The sequence below is a fragment of the Pseudomonas sp. TH34 genome (assembly GCF_016650865.1).
GTDB classification, from domain to species: domain Bacteria; phylum Pseudomonadota; class Gammaproteobacteria; order Pseudomonadales; family Pseudomonadaceae; genus Aquipseudomonas; species Aquipseudomonas yamanorum.
In genome coordinates, this window is the sequence record NZ_JAEKFB010000033.1 from 581,272 (window position 1) to 599,238 (window position 17,967).

19 protein-coding genes are annotated in these 17,967 nt (G+C 60.3%); 7 read left to right on the forward strand and 12 right to left on the reverse strand.

Translation table 11 applies throughout. The features are described 5' to 3' along the window. Positions 1-2: 2 nt before the first annotated feature. On the reverse strand, positions 3-1,118 hold the full coding sequence (gene bamC, locus JFU58_RS28245; RefSeq protein ID WP_017479250.1) for an outer membrane protein assembly factor BamC: 1,116 nt from the start codon (positions 1,116-1,118) through the stop codon (positions 3-5). Between the two features lie 17 nt (positions 1,119-1,135). Further along, positions 1,136-2,014: a 4-hydroxy-tetrahydrodipicolinate synthase gene (gene dapA, locus JFU58_RS28250; RefSeq protein WP_063032623.1), complete on the reverse strand. Its 879-nt coding sequence runs from the start codon at positions 2,012-2,014 to the stop codon at positions 1,136-1,138. A gap of 261 nt (positions 2,015-2,275) precedes the next feature. Between dapA and JFU58_RS28255 the strand changes: the two genes are divergently transcribed. Further along, positions 2,276-2,836: a glycine cleavage system protein R gene (locus JFU58_RS28255; RefSeq protein ID WP_003172487.1), complete on the forward strand. Its 561-nt coding sequence runs from the start codon at positions 2,276-2,278 to the stop codon at positions 2,834-2,836. Between the two features lie 10 nt (positions 2,837-2,846). Further along, positions 2,847-3,320, forward strand: a complete 474-nt coding sequence (locus JFU58_RS28260) for a peroxiredoxin (protein WP_076015932.1) — start codon at positions 2,847-2,849, stop codon at positions 3,318-3,320. 132 nt (positions 3,321-3,452) lie between these two features. On the opposite strand, the gene JFU58_RS28265 is transcribed toward JFU58_RS28260, so the two are convergent. Then, complete coding sequence (locus JFU58_RS28265; RefSeq protein WP_003211986.1) at positions 3,453-4,523, reverse strand: AI-2E family transporter; 1,071 nt, start codon at positions 4,521-4,523, stop codon at positions 3,453-3,455. A 40-nt stretch (positions 4,524-4,563) separates the two neighbouring features. Then, complete coding sequence (locus JFU58_RS28270; protein WP_003211989.1) at positions 4,564-4,803, reverse strand: sulfurtransferase TusA family protein; 240 nt, start codon at positions 4,801-4,803, stop codon at positions 4,564-4,566. Between the two features lie 95 nt (positions 4,804-4,898). Here JFU58_RS28270 and JFU58_RS28275 point away from each other — a divergent pair, with 95 nt between their 5' ends. Continuing rightward, positions 4,899-6,332 (forward strand): M48 family metalloprotease, encoded by a 1,434-nt coding sequence (locus JFU58_RS28275; RefSeq protein WP_201142871.1) that lies wholly within the window; start codon positions 4,899-4,901, stop codon positions 6,330-6,332. Between the two features lie 67 nt (positions 6,333-6,399). On the opposite strand, the gene JFU58_RS28280 is transcribed toward JFU58_RS28275, so the two are convergent. The 4 genes from JFU58_RS28280 to rpoE form a co-directional block, all read right to left on the reverse strand. Continuing rightward, complete coding sequence (locus JFU58_RS28280) at positions 6,400-7,836, reverse strand: DegQ family serine endoprotease (protein ID WP_026078208.1); 1,437 nt, start codon at positions 7,834-7,836, stop codon at positions 6,400-6,402. A 246-nt stretch (positions 7,837-8,082) separates the two neighbouring features. Continuing rightward, the gene (locus tag JFU58_RS28285) at positions 8,083-9,039 is read right to left on the reverse strand and encodes a MucB/RseB C-terminal domain-containing protein (protein WP_201142872.1); all 957 of its coding nucleotides are present in this window, start codon (positions 9,037-9,039) and stop codon (positions 8,083-8,085) included. 16 nt (positions 9,040-9,055) lie between these two features. Continuing rightward, entirely contained in the window at positions 9,056-9,643 is a 588-nt protein-coding gene (locus JFU58_RS28290; protein WP_003172479.1) for a sigma-E factor negative regulatory protein, read from the reverse strand. Between the two features lie 31 nt (positions 9,644-9,674). Beyond that, positions 9,675-10,256 (reverse strand): RNA polymerase sigma factor RpoE, encoded by a 582-nt coding sequence (gene rpoE, locus JFU58_RS28295; RefSeq protein ID WP_003172477.1) that lies wholly within the window; start codon positions 10,254-10,256, stop codon positions 9,675-9,677. Between the two features lie 467 nt (positions 10,257-10,723). On the opposite strand from rpoE, the gene nadB reads away from it, so the two are divergent. Next, complete coding sequence (nadB, locus tag JFU58_RS28300) at positions 10,724-12,340, forward strand: L-aspartate oxidase (RefSeq protein ID WP_177070731.1); 1,617 nt, start codon at positions 10,724-10,726, stop codon at positions 12,338-12,340. On the opposite strand, the gene JFU58_RS28305 is transcribed toward nadB, so the two are convergent. Then, positions 12,309-12,761 (reverse strand): hypothetical protein, encoded by a 453-nt coding sequence (locus JFU58_RS28305; RefSeq protein WP_201142873.1) that lies wholly within the window; start codon positions 12,759-12,761, stop codon positions 12,309-12,311. The two genes, nadB and JFU58_RS28305, sit on opposite strands and share 32 nt — an antisense overlap. Continuing rightward, a complete protein-coding gene (locus JFU58_RS28310) occupies positions 12,745-12,999 on the reverse strand; it encodes an FAD assembly factor SdhE (RefSeq protein ID WP_003212000.1) in 255 nt (84 codons plus the stop codon). The genes JFU58_RS28305 and JFU58_RS28310 overlap by 17 nt, the downstream gene beginning before the upstream one ends. Before the next feature lie 139 nt (positions 13,000-13,138). On the opposite strand from JFU58_RS28310, the gene ygfZ reads away from it, so the two are divergent. Both ygfZ and JFU58_RS28320 read left to right on the forward strand, forming a co-directional pair. Continuing rightward, on the forward strand, positions 13,139-14,080 hold the full coding sequence (gene ygfZ / locus JFU58_RS28315; protein ID WP_201142874.1) for a CAF17-like 4Fe-4S cluster assembly/insertion protein YgfZ: 942 nt from the start codon (positions 13,139-13,141) through the stop codon (positions 14,078-14,080). 36 nt (positions 14,081-14,116) lie between these two features. Next, positions 14,117-14,938: an HDOD domain-containing protein gene (locus JFU58_RS28320; protein ID WP_177070734.1), complete on the forward strand. Its 822-nt coding sequence runs from the start codon at positions 14,117-14,119 to the stop codon at positions 14,936-14,938. Here the strand turns inward: JFU58_RS28320 and JFU58_RS28325 are convergent, their stop codons facing one another. Both JFU58_RS28325 and JFU58_RS28330 read right to left on the reverse strand, forming a co-directional pair. Then, positions 14,939-16,324, reverse strand: a complete 1,386-nt coding sequence (locus JFU58_RS28325; RefSeq protein WP_063032642.1) for a sensor histidine kinase — start codon at positions 16,322-16,324, stop codon at positions 14,939-14,941. Then, positions 16,317-16,988 carry a response regulator gene (locus tag JFU58_RS28330; RefSeq protein WP_003212008.1) on the reverse strand — a complete coding sequence of 224 codons (672 nt, stop codon included), beginning with the start codon at positions 16,986-16,988 and terminating at the stop codon, positions 16,317-16,319. Before JFU58_RS28330 ends, JFU58_RS28325 begins: the two co-directional genes overlap by 8 nt. Before the next feature lie 238 nt (positions 16,989-17,226). Here JFU58_RS28330 and JFU58_RS28335 point away from each other — a divergent pair. Beyond that, positions 17,227-17,967: OprD family outer membrane porin (locus JFU58_RS28335; protein ID WP_201142875.1), on the forward strand; the 741-nt coding region annotated here is incomplete at its 3' end.

Consider the following 17,967-nt stretch of genomic DNA (forward strand, 5'->3'; position numbering starts at 1 on the left):
GATCAGCCCAGGTTGTCCTGAATCACGCCCAACACTTTGCGCGCCACTTCTGCCGGCGCCACGGTGTTGATGTTCTTCTCGACGGTGACTTGCACGCTTTCGCCTACCTTGCTCAAACGAACCTGATAACGCTCGGCGCGAGTCTCGACCTCTTCCTTGGTCGGCTTGCTGCCGAACAGCTTGCCGAAGAAACCTGGCTCGTCGTCTTTCTTCTCGGCTTTTTCGGCCAAGTTGATGTAGTACAGGCCCAGACTGCGGTTGATGTCTTCAACGCGCCATTCACCGTGCTCCAGCGCGCGGCCGACACTCGACCAGGCGCGATCCAGGTCTTCACCCAGGTTGAGCACAACGTTACCGCTGCCGTCTTCGCTGAGGCTGACGCGGCTAGGTGTGTCAAAGCTACCGGCGGCGAGCAGGGAGACGGAACCGCCCTTCTCGGAGATACGGCTCATGCTGGCGAGCATTTCGTCGACCAGTGCAGCGTCCACGCCGGTGTTGACCGAACGTGGAGTGAAGTCGACGTTGGCGGTGCTACCGGCAGGACGCTCGGCGCTCACCACATAGACTTCACTGGTGTTGCGTTGCACGCCTGGCTCGATACGCACGCGGATGCGGGCTTCGCTGTCATTGGCTACGCCGCCGGCCTGCAGGCGCTTGGCCATGGACGCCGACAGCTCGCTGGTGTGCTGCCACGCGGTGGTGAACTCACCGGTCTGCGGGCGTTGTTCGTCAATGCGGAAACCGTTGTCCTGGAAGAACTGCACGGCCACCGGCCAGACTTCGGCAGGTGGGCGCTGGGCCATGACCCAACGGGTGTCGCCGCTCTTCTGCAGGCTGTAGTCGCTGGCCTCGGCCACGGCCGACAGCGGCTGTGGACGCGGCACTTCGTATTCACCCTTGAAGGTGTCGTCGGCCACGTTGCGCGGAATCGGCAGCAACGGATCAAGGCGCTTGGCGACATTGACGTCCGGCGGCAATTTCATCGGGGCGGTTTGTTGGGCTTCCAGGTAATCGCTACCGCGGTCGCGGAAGTAGCCTTCCGGGCCCCAGATCCAACCGCAGCCACTGGTGCTGGAGATAATCAAGGCAAGTGCGGAAAGTCCGGCCAATCGCTTCATGCGTAGTGCTTCCTCAATTAAACCAGGACGCCGGACTGGCGCAGGGCCTGTCGCAGCGGTTCGTGACAGGCTTCGCTGAGCCAGGTGAGCGGCAGACGGATACCGTCCGGCATCAGGCCCATCTCATGCAGCGCCCATTTCACGGGGATAGGGTTGGATTCGATAAACAGGGTTTTGTTGAGCGGTGCCAGTTGTTCGTGGATCGCCCGGGCCTTGACCGCATCACCGGCAATGGCTGCGGCACACAGCTCGCTCATGGCGCGCGGTGCGACGTTGGCAGTCACCGAGATGTTGCCTTTGCCGCCCAGCAGGATCAGTTCGACGGCAGTGGCGTCGTCACCGGAATACACCAGGAAGTCACTGCTGACGCCGGCCAGGATGTCCTTGGCGCGTTGCAGGTCACCGGTGGCTTCCTTGATACCAATGATGTTCGGTACGGTGGACAGGCGGATCACGGTCTCGGCCTTCATGTCGCAGGCGGTGCGACCTGGCACGTTGTAGAGGATCTGCGGGATGTCGACCGCTTCGGCGATAGCGCGGAAGTGCAGGTACAGGCCTTCCTGGGTCGGCTTGTTGTAGTACGGGGTCACCAGCAGGCAGGCATCGGCGCCGGCTTTCTTGGCGTTGCTGGTCAATTCGATCGCTTCGCGGGTCGAATTGGCGCCCGTGCCGGCGATGACGGCAATACGCCCTGCAACACGCTTGACCACGAATTCGATCACTTCGATGTGTTCTTCCACATCCAGTGTGGCCGACTCACCCGTGGTGCCGACCGCCACGATGGCGTTGGTGCCCTCTTGCAGGTGGAAGTCCACCAGTTTGCCCAGGCTGTCCCAGTCGAGATTACCTTGTGCATCCATGGGTGTGACCAGTGCCACCATACTGCCCGCAATCATGCAACCGCTCCTGCCGGAAAAAGAGAGCGGTAATGGTACTGGCGCCAAGATGCTTGTACAAGCGAAGTACCGCCTGAGGATGCGTTCTGGATCAACTTAGTTCGCAGCAACGCCATCATTCGGCCAAAGCGGGGTTTGATGAAGCTGATTACGTAATGAAAACGCCACCTCCTAGCCCTTGGCGATGGTTTTCGCTACCCTTCATCCTTTGATTGATACCGCTTTCATCGTATCGACCGCTCATCGCTTTAGGAAGGCTGCATGTCCACCCCCACAGTCCGCGAACAATTCCTTGTCATCAGTGCCCTTGGCGCCAACCCCATGGAGCTGACTAACGTCCTGTGCCGCGCCAGCCATGAAAACCGCTGCGCCGTCGTGACCTCCCGCCTGACCCGCCATGGCGAGTGCAGTGCGCTGGTCCTGCAGATTTCCGGGACCTGGGATGCCCTGGCCCGCCTTGAAACGGGCCTGCCGGGGCTGGCCAAGAAGCATGACTTCACCGTCAACGTGGTGCGTAGCGCCGCCCTGGAAAACCGTCCCCAGGCCCTGCCTTATGTTGCCTATGTCAGCTCGGCCTACCGCTCGGACATCGTCAACGAGCTGTGCCAGTTCTTTATCGACCATAACGTCGAACTGGAAAACCTGACCTGCGACACCTATCAGGCTCCACAGACCGGCGGCACCATGCTCAACGCCACCTTTACCGTGACCTTACCGGCCGGCGTGCAGATCAGCTGGCTGCGCGACCAGTTCCTGGATTTCGCCGATGCTCTGAACCTCGACGCACTGATCGAGCCTTGGCGCCCACAGAACCCAATGTAAGGAAGTTTTCATGGCAGTAGTCATCGACAAACCGGTAGCCGACTTCGAAGCCCAGGCCACCAGCGGGCAGACCTTCAGCCTTGCCGGGCTCAAGGGCAAGCAAGTGGTGATCTACTTTTACCCGAAAGACAGCACCCCGGGCTGCACCACTGAAGGCCAGGGTTTTCGTGACCAGCACGCAGCGTTCAAGGCGGCCAACACCGAGGTGTTTGGCGTGTCCCGGGACAGCGTGAAGTCCCACGAGAACTTCAAGGCCAAGCAGGAATTCCCCTTTGAGCTGATCAGCGACAAGGACGAAGCGGTTTGCCAGCTGTTTGATGTCATCAAGCTGAAGAAGCTGTATGGCAAGGAATACCTGGGTGTTGATCGCAGCACCTTCCTGATCGACAAGAATGGCGTGCTGCGTCAGGAATGGCGTGGTGTGAAAGTGCCAGGCCATGTGGATGCTGTGCTGGCAGCGGCGCAGGCGCTCAACAAGGCTTGATTCACTTGCTGGCGTTGAAATAGCTATCGCAGGCAAGCCAGCTCCCACATGTGATCGTTGTTCAACAGGACAACTCAGTCAATGTGGGAGCCGGGCTTGCCCGCGATGAGGCCTGCACCGGCACCACGAATATCAGAGTAACGGCGCTACAACAGGCTCCTGCCGAGGCCAGGCATCCAGCACCGCCTTGAACAATGTCGCCAGGGGGATCGCAAAGAACACCCCCCAGAAGCCCCACAACCCGCCAAACAACAACACCGCACAGATGATCGCCACCGGATGCAGGTTCACCGCCTCGGAGAACAGCAGCGGCACCAGCACGTTGCCGTCCAGCACCTGGATGATGCCGTACACCGCCATCAGGTAGATGAACTGATCACTCCAGCCCCACTGGAACAGCGCGATCAACATCACCGGCACTGTCACCACCACCGCACCGACGTATGGCACCACCACTGAAACACCTACCAGCAGCGCCAACAGGGCAGCGTAGTTCAGCCCCAGTGCGACAAAGCCGATGTAGGTGACGCCACCGCAGATAAAGATTTCGATGACCTTGCCACGGATGTAGTTGGCTATCTGCCGATTCATTTCTTCGGCGACCCGGGTAATCAGCGCGCGCTCACGGGGCAGGTAGCCTCGCACCCAACGACCGATCATCTCGCGGTCCTTGAGGAAGAAAAACACCAGGATCGGCACCAGTACCAGGTAGATCATGATGTTGACCAGCAACGGCAAGCTCGAAAGAGAAAAGGTCAACGCCCATTGTCCGAACTTTCCGATTTCACCGCGGGCCACTTCAATGGCCTGCAATACCTGCTCGTCCGACACCAGATGCGGATAACGCTCGGGCAACAGCAGCAGCAATGACTGCCACTTGGCGAGCATGCCCGGTAGCTCGTTGAACAAGGTAATCAACTGATGCCACAACAAGGGCACCACGATCACGATAAACACCAGCAACAGCCCCATGAACAAGGCAAACACCAAGCCCACCGCAGCCCCGCCCGGCAATCGCAAACGCTCCAGGATGGAGACCAGGCCTTGCATCAGGTACGCCAGCACCATCCCTGCCAATACCGGCGCCAGCATGCCGCCCAAGGTGAGCACGGCCGTAAAGGCAAGAAACAGCAGGACGGCCAGCACCACGGCTTCTTCATCGGAAAAGTAGCGCTGAATCCAGTCACGTAACACTTTGAACATCAATAAACCTCAGGCGATAAGGACAGCATATTCAAGCGATTCAGGCCTTGCGCAACCAGTAACGATAGACGCCCGCTTCGTCTTCTTCATGCAACAGGGTGTGACCGGCCAACTTGGCAAACGTACGGAAATCCCGCTGGGAACCCGCGTCCGTGGCGATCACCTTGAGCACCGCGCCACTTGCCAGCCGATTGAGTTCCAGCTTGGCCTTGAGCAATGGCAGCGGGCAGTTAAGGCCACTGGCATCCAGTTCGGCATCGAAGGCTACAGCGTCGGTCATGGTTTTGCTCCGGGTGGGCATCGGGGGCGCTTAGAATATCTGGTCCGAAGCTCAGTGTCCGGCTACAGTAAGGTCTTTGTCGAAAGGCTTTGTGCATGACTTTTTTGCGCCCTACCCTGCTGACGCTGGCTTGCCTGCTGGCCTCTCCAGGCTTCGCTGACGACCTGCCGTCACTTGGCGACGCCAGTTCTGCCATTGTCTCGCCAAAACAGGAATACGATTTGGGCCGGGCATGGCTGGCCTACCTGCGTGGCCAGGTCTCGCAGCTCAACGACCCGCAGCTCAAGGACTACGTCGAAACCAGCGTGTACAAACTGGTGGAGACCAGCCAGGTCAATGACCGGCGCCTGGAATTCATTCTGATCAACAGCCCGCAGTTGAACGCCTTTGCCGCACCTGGCGGCATCGTCGGGGTCAACGGCGGCCTGTTCCTCAATGCCCAGACCGAAGGCGAATATGCCTCGGTACTGGCCCACGAATTGGCTCACTTGTCCCAACGGCACTTCGCCCGAGGCGTGGAAGCGCAGCAGCGCATGCAGATCCCGATGATGGCAGCGCTGCTCGGCGGCATCATCGCCGCCGCCGCGGGTGCAGGTGATGCGGGCATTGCCGCAATTGCCGGCAGCCAGGCCGCCGCCATCCAGGAGCAACGCCGCTTTTCCCGGCAAAACGAGCAAGAGGCTGACCGTATCGGCATTCTCAACCTGGAGAAGGCTGGTTACGACCCGCGCTCCATGCCGACCATGTTCGAGCGCTTGATGCGCCAGTACCGCTTTGACGCCAAGCCACCAGAATTCCTGCTGACTCACCCGGTCACCGAGTCGCGGATCGCCGATACCCGCAACCGCGCGGAGCAAGCCAAGCCGGGCGGCACTGAAGACAGCCTGCGCTACCAACTGATCCGCGCGCGCGTGCAGTTGTATTACGAAGACACTCCAGGCCTGGCAGCCAAGCGCTTCCAGGCTCAGCTGGATGAAAACCCGAAAAATGATGTGGCGCGCTATGGCTTGGCCATCGCCCAGATCAAAGGCGCGCAGTTCAACCTGGCCCGGGAAAACCTCAAGCCGCTGCTGGCCAAGGCACCCAACGACATCACCTACAACCTGGCGCAGATCGAGTTGGACATGACCAGCAATCGTCTTCCGGATGCCCAGCAGCGCACGGACCGGATGTTGACGCAATATCCAGGCAACTACCCACTGAACCAAGTGCGGGTGGACCTGCTGCTCAAGCAGAACCGTACCGCTGACGCGGAAAAAGCCCTGGAAGGCCTGCTTAAATCACGCACAGACGATCCGGATGTCTGGTACCAGGTCGCAGAAACCCGTGGCTTGTCGGGCAATATCATCGGCCTGCACCAGGCCCGCGCCGAATACTTCGCCCTGGTGGGAGATTTCAAGCAGGCCATCCAGCAACTGGACTTCGCCAAGCGTCGCGCCGGCAGCAACTTCCCGCTCTCATCACGCATCGATGCACGACAGCGTGAACTGATCGACCAGGAACGCATGATCAAAGACATGATGGGCTAAACCTTACAGCCACAAAAAAGCCCCGCTCTCGTATATCGAGAGCGGGGCTTTTTATTGGACTAGCGGATTACTCGGCCAGCTTGAAGGTAATGAAGCTAGCACGACCCTGACGCAGGACGCGCATCGACACCGAGCGGTTCTTCGGCAGCGCCTTGGCGATGTCGGTGAACTCTTTGGTGGAGTTAATGGCCTGGTTGTTCAGGTGGGTAATCACATCACCTGGTTGCAGGCCGATCAGGGAGGCAGGGCCGTCCTGCACTTCCTTGATCACTACACCGCTCTTGAGGTCGAAGCTCTTCTTCTGCTCGTCGGTCAACTCGACGACGGCAATGCCCAGGCGGTTGCTGCTGCGTTCGGCACCCGGTTTGCTGTTGCCCAACGCATCAAGCGCCGCGCCTTCTTCCGGAATCGCGCCGACGGTCAGCTCAACGTTCTGGCGTTTGCCGTCGCGGATCACTTCCAGCTTGGCCTTGCTGCCGGCCTTGAGTGCGCCCACCAGGTGTGGCAAGTCCGCAGACATGACGATCGGCTGGCCGTTCATGCTCAGGATCACGTCGCCGACTTGCAGGCCACCTTTAGCTGCCGGGCCATCGTCCTGGATCTGCGCGACCAAGGCACCGGCTGGCTTGTCGAGACCGAAGGATTCAGCCAAGTCTTTGTTCACTTCCTGGATCACAACACCCAACCAGCCGCGGCTGACTTTGCCACCGGTTTTCAGTTGGTTGGAAACGTCCATGGCCACGTCGATCGGAATCGCGAACGACACGCCCATGAAACCACCGGAGCGGGTGTAGATCTGCGAGTTGATGCCGACCACTTCGCCCGCCAGGTTGAACAGCGGACCGCCGGAGTTGCCCGGGTTGATCGGCACGTCGGTCTGGATGAACGGCACGTAGTTTTCGTTCGGCAGGCTGCGACCGATGGCACTGACGATGCCTTGGGTCACGGTGTGGTCAAAACCAAACGGCGAACCGATGGCGACGACCCATTGCCCGGCTTTCAGGTCCTGGGATTTGCCCAGCTTGAGCACCGGCAGGTCCTTGCCATCGATTTTCAGCAGGGCCACGTCGGAACGTGGGTCTGTGCCTACCAGCTTGGCTTTCAGCTCACTGCGGTCAGCCAGGCGCACCAGAATCTCGTCGGCATCGGCAATCACATGGTTATTAGTGAGGATGTAACCGTCAGGCGAGATGATGAAGCCCGAGCCCAGGGACTGGGCTTCCCGCTGGCCGCCACCGCCACGCGGCGTGCGCGGCTGGGGCATGCCGCGTTCGAAGAACTCCCGCAGCATCGGCGGCAGGCCTTCAAGGTCAGGCATCTGCTGATTGGAGACTTTGCGATCCGGCAGCTTTTGCGTAGTACTGATGTTCACCACGGCAGGCGAAGCCTGCTCCACCAGTTGGGTGAAATCAGGCAGCTCGGCCGCTTGCGCGGTAACGGCCTGACCCAACACCAGCACCGTGGCGACAATGGATAGGTAAGACTTCAAACGTGGTATCGACATACAGCTCCCATTACGACGAGCAGGGTTGAGCGACAGGGTTCAATAAACGCCGAAAAAACTGCGACCGACATTTTTGTTCCGCGAACAAAACAAGGCCAGGGCCGAGAAGCCCTGACCTATAAAAAACATAGGAGATTTTAGCAAGTGAAAAAAATGATCCAGACATTTCATGTCTCTCGGTAGAGGCAGGCATCGACTCTCTCCTGCGCAACATTGAAATATCAGGATGAACATAGGATTAACAACTCACGGCTTGGCGGGCGTGGTGCCGCTGCGTAAAGACAGCGCAATTCGCTCGGCGGTGCCAATCGGGATTTCGCCGACGACGGTCACCATCACCTCGCCTTCCAGGGTATTCAGACGCCGCGATACGGCAACTGTCGGGCCCAACTGGGTGCGCGTCTCGGTCACGGTTGCGCCGTTAAGCGGCTCCAGGAACACCGAAAAACGCGCGAGGCCATCGTCATACATCAAGCTGCTGACAGTGACCTTGGTGTGGGAGTCTTTATGAGCGCTGCTGTTGACTAACTGAAAGCCTGGCGGCAACCAATCGAGGCGCCAATCCTGAGGAATCTCGACCTCCGGGGTCTTGGCGCTGGTCACAGCGACCGGCGTACATTCGCCGCTGGGCAGCAAATCACGATCGTCAGGCACCGATGTATTGAGCCGGGTGAACTGGAATCGCTCCAGCAACTGGCCCTGATCATTAAGCAACAATGACTTCAGTGGCAGCGCGGTTTCGCGATCCAGATGCAGCTCAAAACCATAGCGGTATTGATCGCGAGGAGTCACTGAGACGATCACCGCATTTCGACCGGCCACACGCGATTTGCCGATGACGGCAAGGTCGTAGAACGCTTTGAGTTTTTGCGGATCAAGGGTGCGTGCTGTGGCGTTGGGGGAGCCCCCGAGCCCGGCAACCAGCGTGCCGCTCACGCATTGGGTACGGCCATCAACGCGCAGGACTTCCTGGGCAGAACCATCGAGCTGCAGAAGCCGCTCACGGACCTGACCATCCTGGACACGGTGCCAGATGTCATGGGTAGAAAAACTACCGTTACGCTCGTAGATGAAGGTGCCTTGAAAGCTTTGTTGCTGCTCCGCCCGCCCAAGCCGCGTCAGCCAGTCTTGGGCTTCGTCGGCATAGGCGGGGACTACAAACCAGCCACTGAGCAAAAGCGCAAGGAGCGGTATGGCGCGCATAAAGCTCCTTGGCGGACTAGCGGTTTTCCAGGCTTGCAGCACGAGCGTATGGCAGAGCGCTTTCAGTGCCTTTCAAGGCCGATTCCTGTGCGTGTTGGCGCAGGTAGCCAGGAAGACGCTGATCTTGCCAGCCGGATTGCCCTTGAAGTACACCGTTGGCCATAGGCCCGGTGGTATCGGAGCTTTCCTTGTAGCCGGCCAGTACGGCTGGACCCTTGACCTGCGGACCGGCCATGACCGGTTGCTGGGTCTGCTGGGCCAGTTCGGCACCGGCGATTTCGTCCTGGTTGTACAGGCGAACACCTGCCAGAACAGCGACGGTCACCGAAGCAGCGACTGCCAGACGGCCAAGGCTACGCCAAGGACCACGAGCAGCTTTTGCCGGAACGGCTTCATCAGCCAACGCAGCAGAAACGGCCGCAGCAATATCCAGACGAGGGATTAGAAGATCCTTGTGCATCACCGCCCGAGCGACTTGGTAACGAGACCAGGTATCACGGGTTTCGGCATCATCAAATGCATTAAGCACTCGACGAAGTTCCAGTTCATCCGCTTCGTTATCCATCACTGCGGACAGCGATTCCTGCAGGGCATCACGACTCATGGCGGTTCCTCTCTTGGCTGTCGCCGCTGTCTCAGTTTTCCTGCAACAACGGCTGCAGGGCTTTATCGATGGCTTCCCGAGCCCGGAAAATCCGGGAACGTACGGTACCCACCGGACATTGCATGACGCTCGCAATGTCTTCGTAACTCAGACCATCGAATTCACGTAAAGTTAACGCGGTACGCAAATCTTCTGGCAGTTGTTGAATAGTGCGATGGACGGTTCCTTCGATCTCGTCGCGCAGCAATGCACGCTCCGGCGACTCGAGATCTTTGAGGCCGTGATCACCATCATAAAATTCAGCATCTTCCGAACTAACATCACTATCCGGCGGGCGGCGACCGCGTGAAACCAGATAGTTCTTCGCCGTGTTAATGGCGATGCGGTAGAGCCACGTGTAAAACGCACTATCACCGCGAAAATTACCGAGTGCACGGTACGCCTTGATAAAGGCTTCCTGTGCAACGTCCTGCGCTTCATGGGTGTCGTGCACAAACCGCACGATCAACCCGAGAATTTTGTGCTGGTATTTCAGCACTAGCAGATCAAATGCCCGCTTGTCACCGCGTTGAACGCGCTCGACCAGCTGCTGATCCTCTTCCTGGGTTAGCATGAACACTCCTCGTTGTACTTGAAGGAGGCTTGCATAACTAATCGATCAGGCTTGCAAACATAGACTCGGGCTTTTCGCAAAAGTTCTCCCCCTCCAAGCAAGTTTCCGGTACGCACTGATTTGGCACACACGAAAAACGCAGCGCGGGCTATGCCGGCTGCGCGAATAATCTGTCGCCAGTTTCCTGACGCACCTGACACAGGCGCCGATCAGCAAATCCAGCGTGTTCCCAGCTTTCGGGCATCCTGCTATTGAGTCGGGGCTTATGCAAAAAGTTCCCATCCCAATCGCTGTCAGTTTCACGAAAGCCGTGCAGTTCGTCGACCGTAGTCTCACAATGCCACGAATGCCCGGCTATTGTGCCGCTCCCCCCCTCTATATACTAGTGGGCCGTGTGACCCTTTGATTCGCCGATCCAGGCGTCCTGTTTGCGCCCCCTTCGGATCGCTTTTTGCGGAATCCTTCAAATGAGCCAACAGTTTCAACACGATGTCCTGGTGATTGGCAGCGGCGCCGCGGGCTTGAGCCTTGCACTGACCCTGCCGGGCCACCTGCGCATAGCCGTTCTGAGCAAGGGTGACCTGGCCAACGGTTCGACATTCTGGGCCCAGGGCGGTGTCGCTGCGGTGCTGGATGACACCGACACCGTGCAATCCCACGTCGAAGACACCCTGAATGCCGGCGGAGGCCTGTGCAATGAAGAAGCGGTGCGCTTCACCGTCGAGCACAGCCGCGAAGCCATCCAATGGTTGATCGACCAAGGCGTGCCCTTCACCCGCGATGAACATTCAGGCACCGACGACGGCGGCTTCGAGTTCCACCTGACCCGCGAGGGCGGCCACAGCCATCGGCGCATCATCCATGCCGCCGACGCCACCGGCGCCGCAATCTTCAAGACCCTGCTCGACCAAGCGCGCCAACGCCCCAACATCGAATTGCTGGAGCAGCGAGTCGCCGTCGACCTGATTACCGAAAAACGCCTGGGCCTGTCGGGCGAACGCTGCCTCGGCGCCTATGTACTCAACCGCGCCAGCGGCGAAGTCGACACCTACGGCGCCCGCTTCACGATTCTCGCCTCGGGCGGCGCAGCAAAGGTTTACCTCTACACCAGCAACCCCGACGGCGCCTGCGGTGATGGCATCGCCATGGCCTGGCGTTCCGGCTGCCGGGTGGCGAACCTGGAATTCAACCAGTTCCACCCCACCTGCCTGTATCACCCGCAAGCCAAGAGTTTCCTGATCACCGAAGCCCTGCGGGGCGAAGGCGCGCACCTGAAACTGCCCAACGGCGAACGCTTCATGCAGCGCTTCGACCCACGAGCCGAGCTGGCCCCACGAGACATCGTCGCCCGGGCCATCGACCATGAAATGAAGCGCCTGGGCATCGACTGCGTCTACCTGGACATCAGCCACAAGCCCGAAGCCTTCATCAAGACCCATTTCCCAACAGTGTACGAGCGCTGCCTGGCGTTCAACATCGACATCACCAAAGGCCCGATCCCGGTCGTGCCGGCGGCGCACTACACCTGCGGCGGCGTGATGGTCGACCAGCACGGGCGCACCGACGTACCCGGCCTGTACGCCATCGGCGAAACCAGCTTCACCGGCCTGCACGGTGCCAACCGCATGGCCAGCAACTCGCTGCTGGAATGTTTCGTATACGCCCGCTCCGCCGCCGCCGACATCCTTGAACAACTGCCGCGCATCCCGGTGCCGGCTGCCCTGCCCCGCTGGGACGCCAGCCAGGTCACCGATTCGGACGAAGACGTGATCATCGCTCACAACTGGGACGAGCTGCGGCGCTTCATGTGGGACTACGTGGGGATCGTGCGCACCAACAAACGCCTGGCGCGGGCGCAACACCGGGTTCGGCTGCTGCTGGATGAGATCGACGAGTTCTACAGCAACTATAAAGTCAGCCGTGACCTGATCGAGCTGCGCAACCTGGCCCAGGTGGCGGAACTGATGATTCGCTCGGCCATGGAACGCAAGGAGAGCCGGGGCCTGCATTACACCCTCGACTACCCGCAAATGCTACCCGAAGCGCGCGACACTATTCTGGTGCCAACCACCTACGGCGGCTGAACTTCAAGCGCACCCGCAGGCGCCGATGCACATCGGTGGCCTGCGAATCCCGCGGCACACATATCGAACGCACCCACCAGTCACCCTGCCCCCGAAAGCGCAGTACCACGATCAACGGCAACGCCAGGCTGTCGGGGCGCAGTTGCACGCGGTGCCAGCCACGAGCGGCGCTCCACAGCTGCCAGCCCTCCTCATCGCGACGCAGGCCACGAATCGACGAACGGTGAGTCAGCAGCAGATGACGCGGCAACACCCAACCGGCATGGGCCAGGCACAACGAGGCGCCAAAGGCAGCAATCCACGGGGGAACGTCTAGAAACCACAACGCACCCAATGCGAACGCCTGGGCGAAAAGATAAACCGCCAGCAACTGCCCGGAGGCATGCCAGCGGCATTCGAACGTATTACTTGGGCTGGACACGATCCAGAATCATCCGAACCATGCGCTGCAGCTCCGGGTCTTCCGATTCGGCGCGCTCCATGAACCAGCCGAACATGTCCTGATCTTCGCATTCCAGCAGCTTGCGGTAGCAGTCGCGGTCGACGTCGTTGAGGTGCGGATAGACCTCCCTGACGAACGGTACCAGCAACACATCCAGCTCAAGCATGCCGCGGCGGCTGTGCCAGTAGAGGCGATTGAGTTCTACATCTTCGACCATGGAGCGCTCCTCAAATAGAGCGCAAGTATACAGGCCGACGCTGCCTGGAACAGTCGGCTTTGGTCGGCCATACGGAAACTATCCATTTGCCGGGCGCCCCTCTATGATGCACTCATGACTTTTTAACCTGCGATGACCCATGGCTGACTCTGCTTTCTTCTGTCCCCTGTCCCACGAAGGCGTTCTTGCCGTCCGCGGCTCCGACGCTGCCAAGTTCCTCCAGGGACAACTGACCTGCAACCTCAACTACCTGAGTGACACCCAGGCCAGCCTGGGCGCACGCTGCACCCAAAAGGGGCGCATGCAGTCGAGCTTCCGCATTCTGCTGCAAGGCGATGGCGTGCTGCTGGCCATGGCGACCGAACTGCTGGAGCCGCAACTGGCGGACCTGAAAAAGTACGCCGTGTTCTCCAAATCCAAACTTACCGACGAAAGCGCCGCCTGGGTGCGCTTCGGTGTATCGGATGCGGATCAGGTACTGGCCAGCCTCGGCCTCGAGCTACCCGCCGAGACCAACAGCGTGGTGCGCAGTGACGACTTGATCGCCATCCGCGTATCGCCAGGCCGCGCCGAACTCTGGGCCCCCGCCGCCCAGGCTGAAACGCTGCACAGCCAACTCGCCGGGCAATTGAACGAAGGTGAACTGAACCAGTGGTTGCTGGGCCAGATCCGTGCCGGCATCGGCCAGGTCATGCCTCAGACCCGCGAACTGTTCATCCCGCAAATGCTCAACCTGCAAGCCATCGGCGGCGTCAGCTTCAAGAAAGGCTGCTACACCGGCCAGGAAATCGTCGCGCGCATGCAGTACTTGGGCAAACTCAAGCGCCGCCTGTACCGCCTGAGCCTGGCTGCCAGTGAACTGCCGGAGCCAGGCACCCCACTGTTTTCCCCGACTCACAACAGTGCCATCGGCGAGGTGGTCGTTGCCGCCCGTGCCGACCAAGGGATTGAACTTCTAGCGGTGCTGCAAGCCGAAGCAGCAGAGAGTGGCGATGTGCATGTAGGCACGCTGGAAGGCCCGGGCCTTCAGTTGCTCGACCTGCCCTACCAACTGGACCGTGATCGCGAGATCCAGCGCTGATCGTCGTACCTTTTTGCAACACCCTAGAGATCATGAATGAACATGCTGGCGGAAAAAGTCCAACAGGCGTTGGTTGTGGCCATCGATAACGATGACCTGGTTCTGCCAACGTTGCCGGAAGTAGCCCTGAAGATTCGTCAGGCCGCCGAAGACCCGGACATCAGTATCAGCCATCTAAGCAAAGTGATCAGCCGCGATACCGCCTTGTCGGCGCGGCTGATCAAAGTGGTCAACAGCCCGCTGTTGCGCGCGACCCAGGAAGTCACTGACCTGCACACCGCCATCACCCGGTTGGGCACCAACTACAGCAGTAACCTGTCGATCGGGCTGGTGATGGAACAGATCTTCCACGCCCGTTCCGACGTGGTCGAACAGAAGATGCGCGACGTGTGGCGACGCAGCCTGGAAGTGGCCGGCGTGAGCTACGCGCTGTGCCGCAACCACAGCCAGTTGAAGCCTGACCAGGCGGCCCTCGGTGGCTTGGTGCACCAGATTGGCGTGCTGCCGATCCTGACCTATGCCGAAGATCACTATGAGCTGCTGGCTGACCCCGTCAGCCTCAACCACGTGATTGAAAGCATCCACCCGCTGCTGGGGGACAAACTGCTGCGACGTTGGGACTTCCCGGAAATGCTGGTGAACCTGCCAGGGCAATACCTCGACCTGGAGCGCGACTCCGAGCGCCTGGACTATATCGACCTGGTGCAGGTTGCCGTGCTGTATTGCCACCGCAACACCGACCATCCGCTCGCCAGCGTGCCGCTATCGACGCTGCCGGCAATCAAGAAACTGCGCCTCGACCCGCACAGCGACGCCTTGCGCACCGAGCTGGATGAAGCGCGGTCGATGTTTTACTGATTACCCTGCAATAAAACTGACCCGCACCTTCAACCCCGCCAACTCACCATCATGCAAGCTGATCTGCGCCAGATGTGCCCGACAGATCTCACCGACAATCGCCAGCCCCAAGCCCGAACCCAAGCCCTGCTGACTGCGCCGATAGAACCGCTCGAATACCCGATCCCGCTCATCCAGCGGGATTCCCGGGCCGTCGTCTTCCACCTCAAGCACCGCCGGCGCCGTCACCCGCAGGATCACGTTGCCACCCGGCGGCGTGTGGGCCAAGGCGTTGTCCACCAGGTTGCTCAACAACTCGTTCAACAGGGTCGGCTCGCCTCGCAGCCACACTGGCTCATCGGCTTCCAGAGCCAGGGCTACGCCACGTGCATGGGCCAGCGGCGCCATGGCCATGCCCAGTTCGCGAGCCAGCTGGCTCAAGTCCAGCAACTGGGCCCCGCCTTCGGCAATCGCCCGGGCACCGTTTTCGATGCGAGCCAGCGACAGTAATTGATTGGCCAGGTGAGTCAGCCGATCAGTGCCCTGGGCGGCGGTTTCCAGGGTGGTGCGCCAGGTGGCCGGGTCTTCGGCCCGCAGGCCGAGCTCCAGGCGCGCCTTGAGCGCCGCCAGGGGTGTGCGCAGCTCATGGGCGGCGTCGGCAATAAACTGTGCCTGGCGCTCGAACTGCCCGCGCAGGCGTTCAGTGAAATGGTTGAGCGCCCGAACCAGCGGACCCAACTCATGCTGCACTTCCACCAGCGGCAATGGCCGAAGGTCATCGGGCTGGCGCTCTTCCACGGCCGTGCGCAAACGCTCCAATGGCCGCAACGCTGCACTCACGGCAAACCACACCAACAACAACGCGCCGACAGCCAACATCCCCAGGCGCAGCAAAGTATCGGCCATCAGGCTGCGAGCCATGGCGACCCGCGCCTCATCGGTTTCGGCCACACGTATCTCCGCCATGCCATTCATGTTCGGTTCGGAGACGGCCTTGAGCAGGCTGACCACTCGCACGTTCTGGCCCTGATACTTGGCGTTATAAAAGCGCGCCAGCGCCGGATAGTCATCGGTGCGCGGCGTGCCCGGCGGCGGGCCCGGCAGGTTCTCGTAGCCGGAAATCAGCTTCTGGTGAATATCGTTGACCTGGTAGTAAATCCGTCCGGCGCTGTCGTAGGCGAACGTATCCAGGGCCACGTACGGCACGTCGGCACTCAAGGTCCCGTCGCGATGGGACAGGCCGGCCGCAATGGTCCGCGCCGAGGCCAGCAGCGTGCGGTCGTAAGCCGTGTCGGCCGCCTCGCGCCCATTCCAGTAAGCGCTCAAGCCGCTGGCGAGCATCAACACCACCAGCAACAGCGCCAGGTTCCACAGCAGGCGCCAGCGCAGGCTGCTGGGCTTATGCATCGCGAGCTTCCAGCAAGTACCCCAGGCCACGGAAGGTGACGATGGCCACAGGCTGGCCATCGAGTTTCTTGCGCAGGCGATGCACGTAGATTTCGATGGCGTCGGGGCTGGCCTCTTCATCCAGGCCGAACACCTGGGAAGCCAGTTGCTCCTTGCTCATCACCCGGCCTGGACGCGCAATCAGCGCCTCAAGCACCGCCTGCTCGCGGGAGGTCAGGGTCAGCAGTTCGCCACCCAGGGTGAAGCGCCGCGTATCCAGATCGTAAATCAGCACGCCACACGCCTGCTGCCGCTCACCGCCCAACACGCTACGGCGCAGCAGGGCTTTGACTCGGGCTTCCAGTTCCGTCAGTTCGAATGGCTTGGCCAGGTAGTCATCCGCCCCCAGGTTGAGGCCGTGCACCCGGTCTTTCACATCACTGCGAGCGGTCAACATCAGCACCGGCAGATTTTTACCGCGGGCCCGCAACCGCGCCAACACCTCAAAACCGTCCATGCGCGGCAGGCCCACATCAAGGATCGCCACCGCGTATTCCTCGCTGCTCAAGGCCAGGTCCGCCGCCACCCCATCGTGCAACACGTCGACGGTCAAACCCGTGCTCTTGAGCGCTTGGGCGACACTTTCGGCTAGCTGCAAATGGTCTTCGACCAGAAGGACACGCATGGGTTTTTACCTCGTTCGGGGGTGGTCGGCGCCACGCTTTGCCGGGGAGTTTACAGGCGCAACCTGTGCTGTGAAGCCCGAAAACATTGAAAGACGACTGAAAGGTTAGTGAAAGCTTCGCCCTTTAGCATCCAGCCACGGTGGGTTTCGCCTGCCGAGCTATTTCACCTGTAGCGCCCGAAAAACGCCTCGAAGCGTTTTCGCCAAAATAAGAACAATAAAACGGAGTACACCCACGATGCTGCGCACTCAGCCGCCCGCTCGTTCTTCTCGTTTCACCCAGACCGCCCTTGCCAGTGCTGCCGCCTTTGCCGGCTTTTCGCCCGTAGGCCAAGCCGCCTTTTTCGAGGACAGCACCGCCACCCTCGAAACCCGCAACATGTACTTCAATCGCGACTTTCGCGATGGCACCAGCGCACAACAATCCAAGCGCGACGAGTGGGCCCAGGGCTTCATGCTCAACCTGCAGTCGGGCTACACCGACGGCACCGTCGGCTTTGGTGTGGATGCCCTGGGCATGCTCGGGGTCAAGCTCGACTCCAGTCCCGACCGCACCGGCACCGGCCTGCTGCCCACCCACGATGATGGCCGCGCCGCCAACGAATATTCCAAACTCGGCCTGACCGGCAAAGTGAAGATCTCCGCCACCGAGCTGAAGATAGGCGCACTGATCCCCGAGTTGCCGATCCTCAAGCCCAACGACGGGCGCATCCTGCCTCAGACGTTTGAAGGCGGCCTGTTGAGTTCCAAAGAGTTCAAGAACCTGGTGTTTACCGGCGGCCGCCTGAACAAGGCCAAGGACCGCGACGACACTAACTACGAAGACATTGGCCTCAATAACAAGAACAGCCGCTTCCTCAGCGGCGCCACCGGCAAGCATTTCGATTTCGGCGGCGTGGACTACAAGTTCGCCGACAAGATCACCGGCAGCTACCACTTTGCCCAACTCGACGACGTGTACCGCCAGCATTTCCTCGGC

Excerpts from the sequence above, each read along its gene's own strand:
- JFU58_RS28265 (WP_003211986.1), bottom strand. The coding sequence starts at position 4,523 with ATGTTCAAAGTGTTACGTGACTGGATTCAGCGCTACTTTTCCGATGAA.
- nadB (WP_177070731.1), top strand. The coding sequence starts at position 10,724 with ATGAGCCAACAGTTTCAACACGATGTCCTGGTGATTGGCAGCGGCGCC.
- rpoE (WP_003172477.1), bottom strand. The coding sequence starts at position 10,256 with ATGCTAACCCAGGAAGAGGATCAGCAGCTGGTCGAGCGCGTTCAACGC.
- JFU58_RS28285 (WP_201142872.1), bottom strand. The coding sequence starts at position 9,039 with ATGCGCGCCATACCGCTCCTTGCGCTTTTGCTCAGTGGCTGGTTTGTA.
- JFU58_RS28320 (WP_177070734.1), top strand. The coding sequence starts at position 14,117 with ATGAACATGCTGGCGGAAAAAGTCCAACAGGCGTTGGTTGTGGCCATC.
- JFU58_RS28330 (WP_003212008.1), bottom strand. The coding sequence starts at position 16,988 with ATGCGTGTCCTTCTGGTCGAAGACCATTTGCAGCTAGCCGAAAGTGTC.
- JFU58_RS28270 (WP_003211989.1), bottom strand. The coding sequence starts at position 4,803 with ATGACCGACGCTGTAGCCTTCGATGCCGAACTGGATGCCAGTGGCCTT.
- ygfZ (WP_201142874.1), top strand. The coding sequence starts at position 13,139 with ATGGCTGACTCTGCTTTCTTCTGTCCCCTGTCCCACGAAGGCGTTCTT.
- bamC (WP_017479250.1), bottom strand. The coding sequence starts at position 1,118 with ATGAAGCGATTGGCCGGACTTTCCGCACTTGCCTTGATTATCTCCAGC.
- JFU58_RS28255 (WP_003172487.1), top strand. The coding sequence starts at position 2,276 with ATGTCCACCCCCACAGTCCGCGAACAATTCCTTGTCATCAGTGCCCTT.
- JFU58_RS28280 (WP_026078208.1), bottom strand. The coding sequence starts at position 7,836 with ATGTCGATACCACGTTTGAAGTCTTACCTATCCATTGTCGCCACGGTG.
- JFU58_RS28290 (WP_003172479.1), bottom strand. The coding sequence starts at position 9,643 with ATGAGTCGTGATGCCCTGCAGGAATCGCTGTCCGCAGTGATGGATAAC.
- dapA (WP_063032623.1), bottom strand. The coding sequence starts at position 2,014 with ATGATTGCGGGCAGTATGGTGGCACTGGTCACACCCATGGATGCACAA.
- JFU58_RS28260 (WP_076015932.1), top strand. The coding sequence starts at position 2,847 with ATGGCAGTAGTCATCGACAAACCGGTAGCCGACTTCGAAGCCCAGGCC.
- JFU58_RS28275 (WP_201142871.1), top strand. The coding sequence starts at position 4,899 with ATGACTTTTTTGCGCCCTACCCTGCTGACGCTGGCTTGCCTGCTGGCC.
- JFU58_RS28325 (WP_063032642.1), bottom strand. The coding sequence starts at position 16,324 with ATGCATAAGCCCAGCAGCCTGCGCTGGCGCCTGCTGTGGAACCTGGCG.
- JFU58_RS28310 (WP_003212000.1), bottom strand. The coding sequence starts at position 12,999 with ATGGTCGAAGATGTAGAACTCAATCGCCTCTACTGGCACAGCCGCCGC.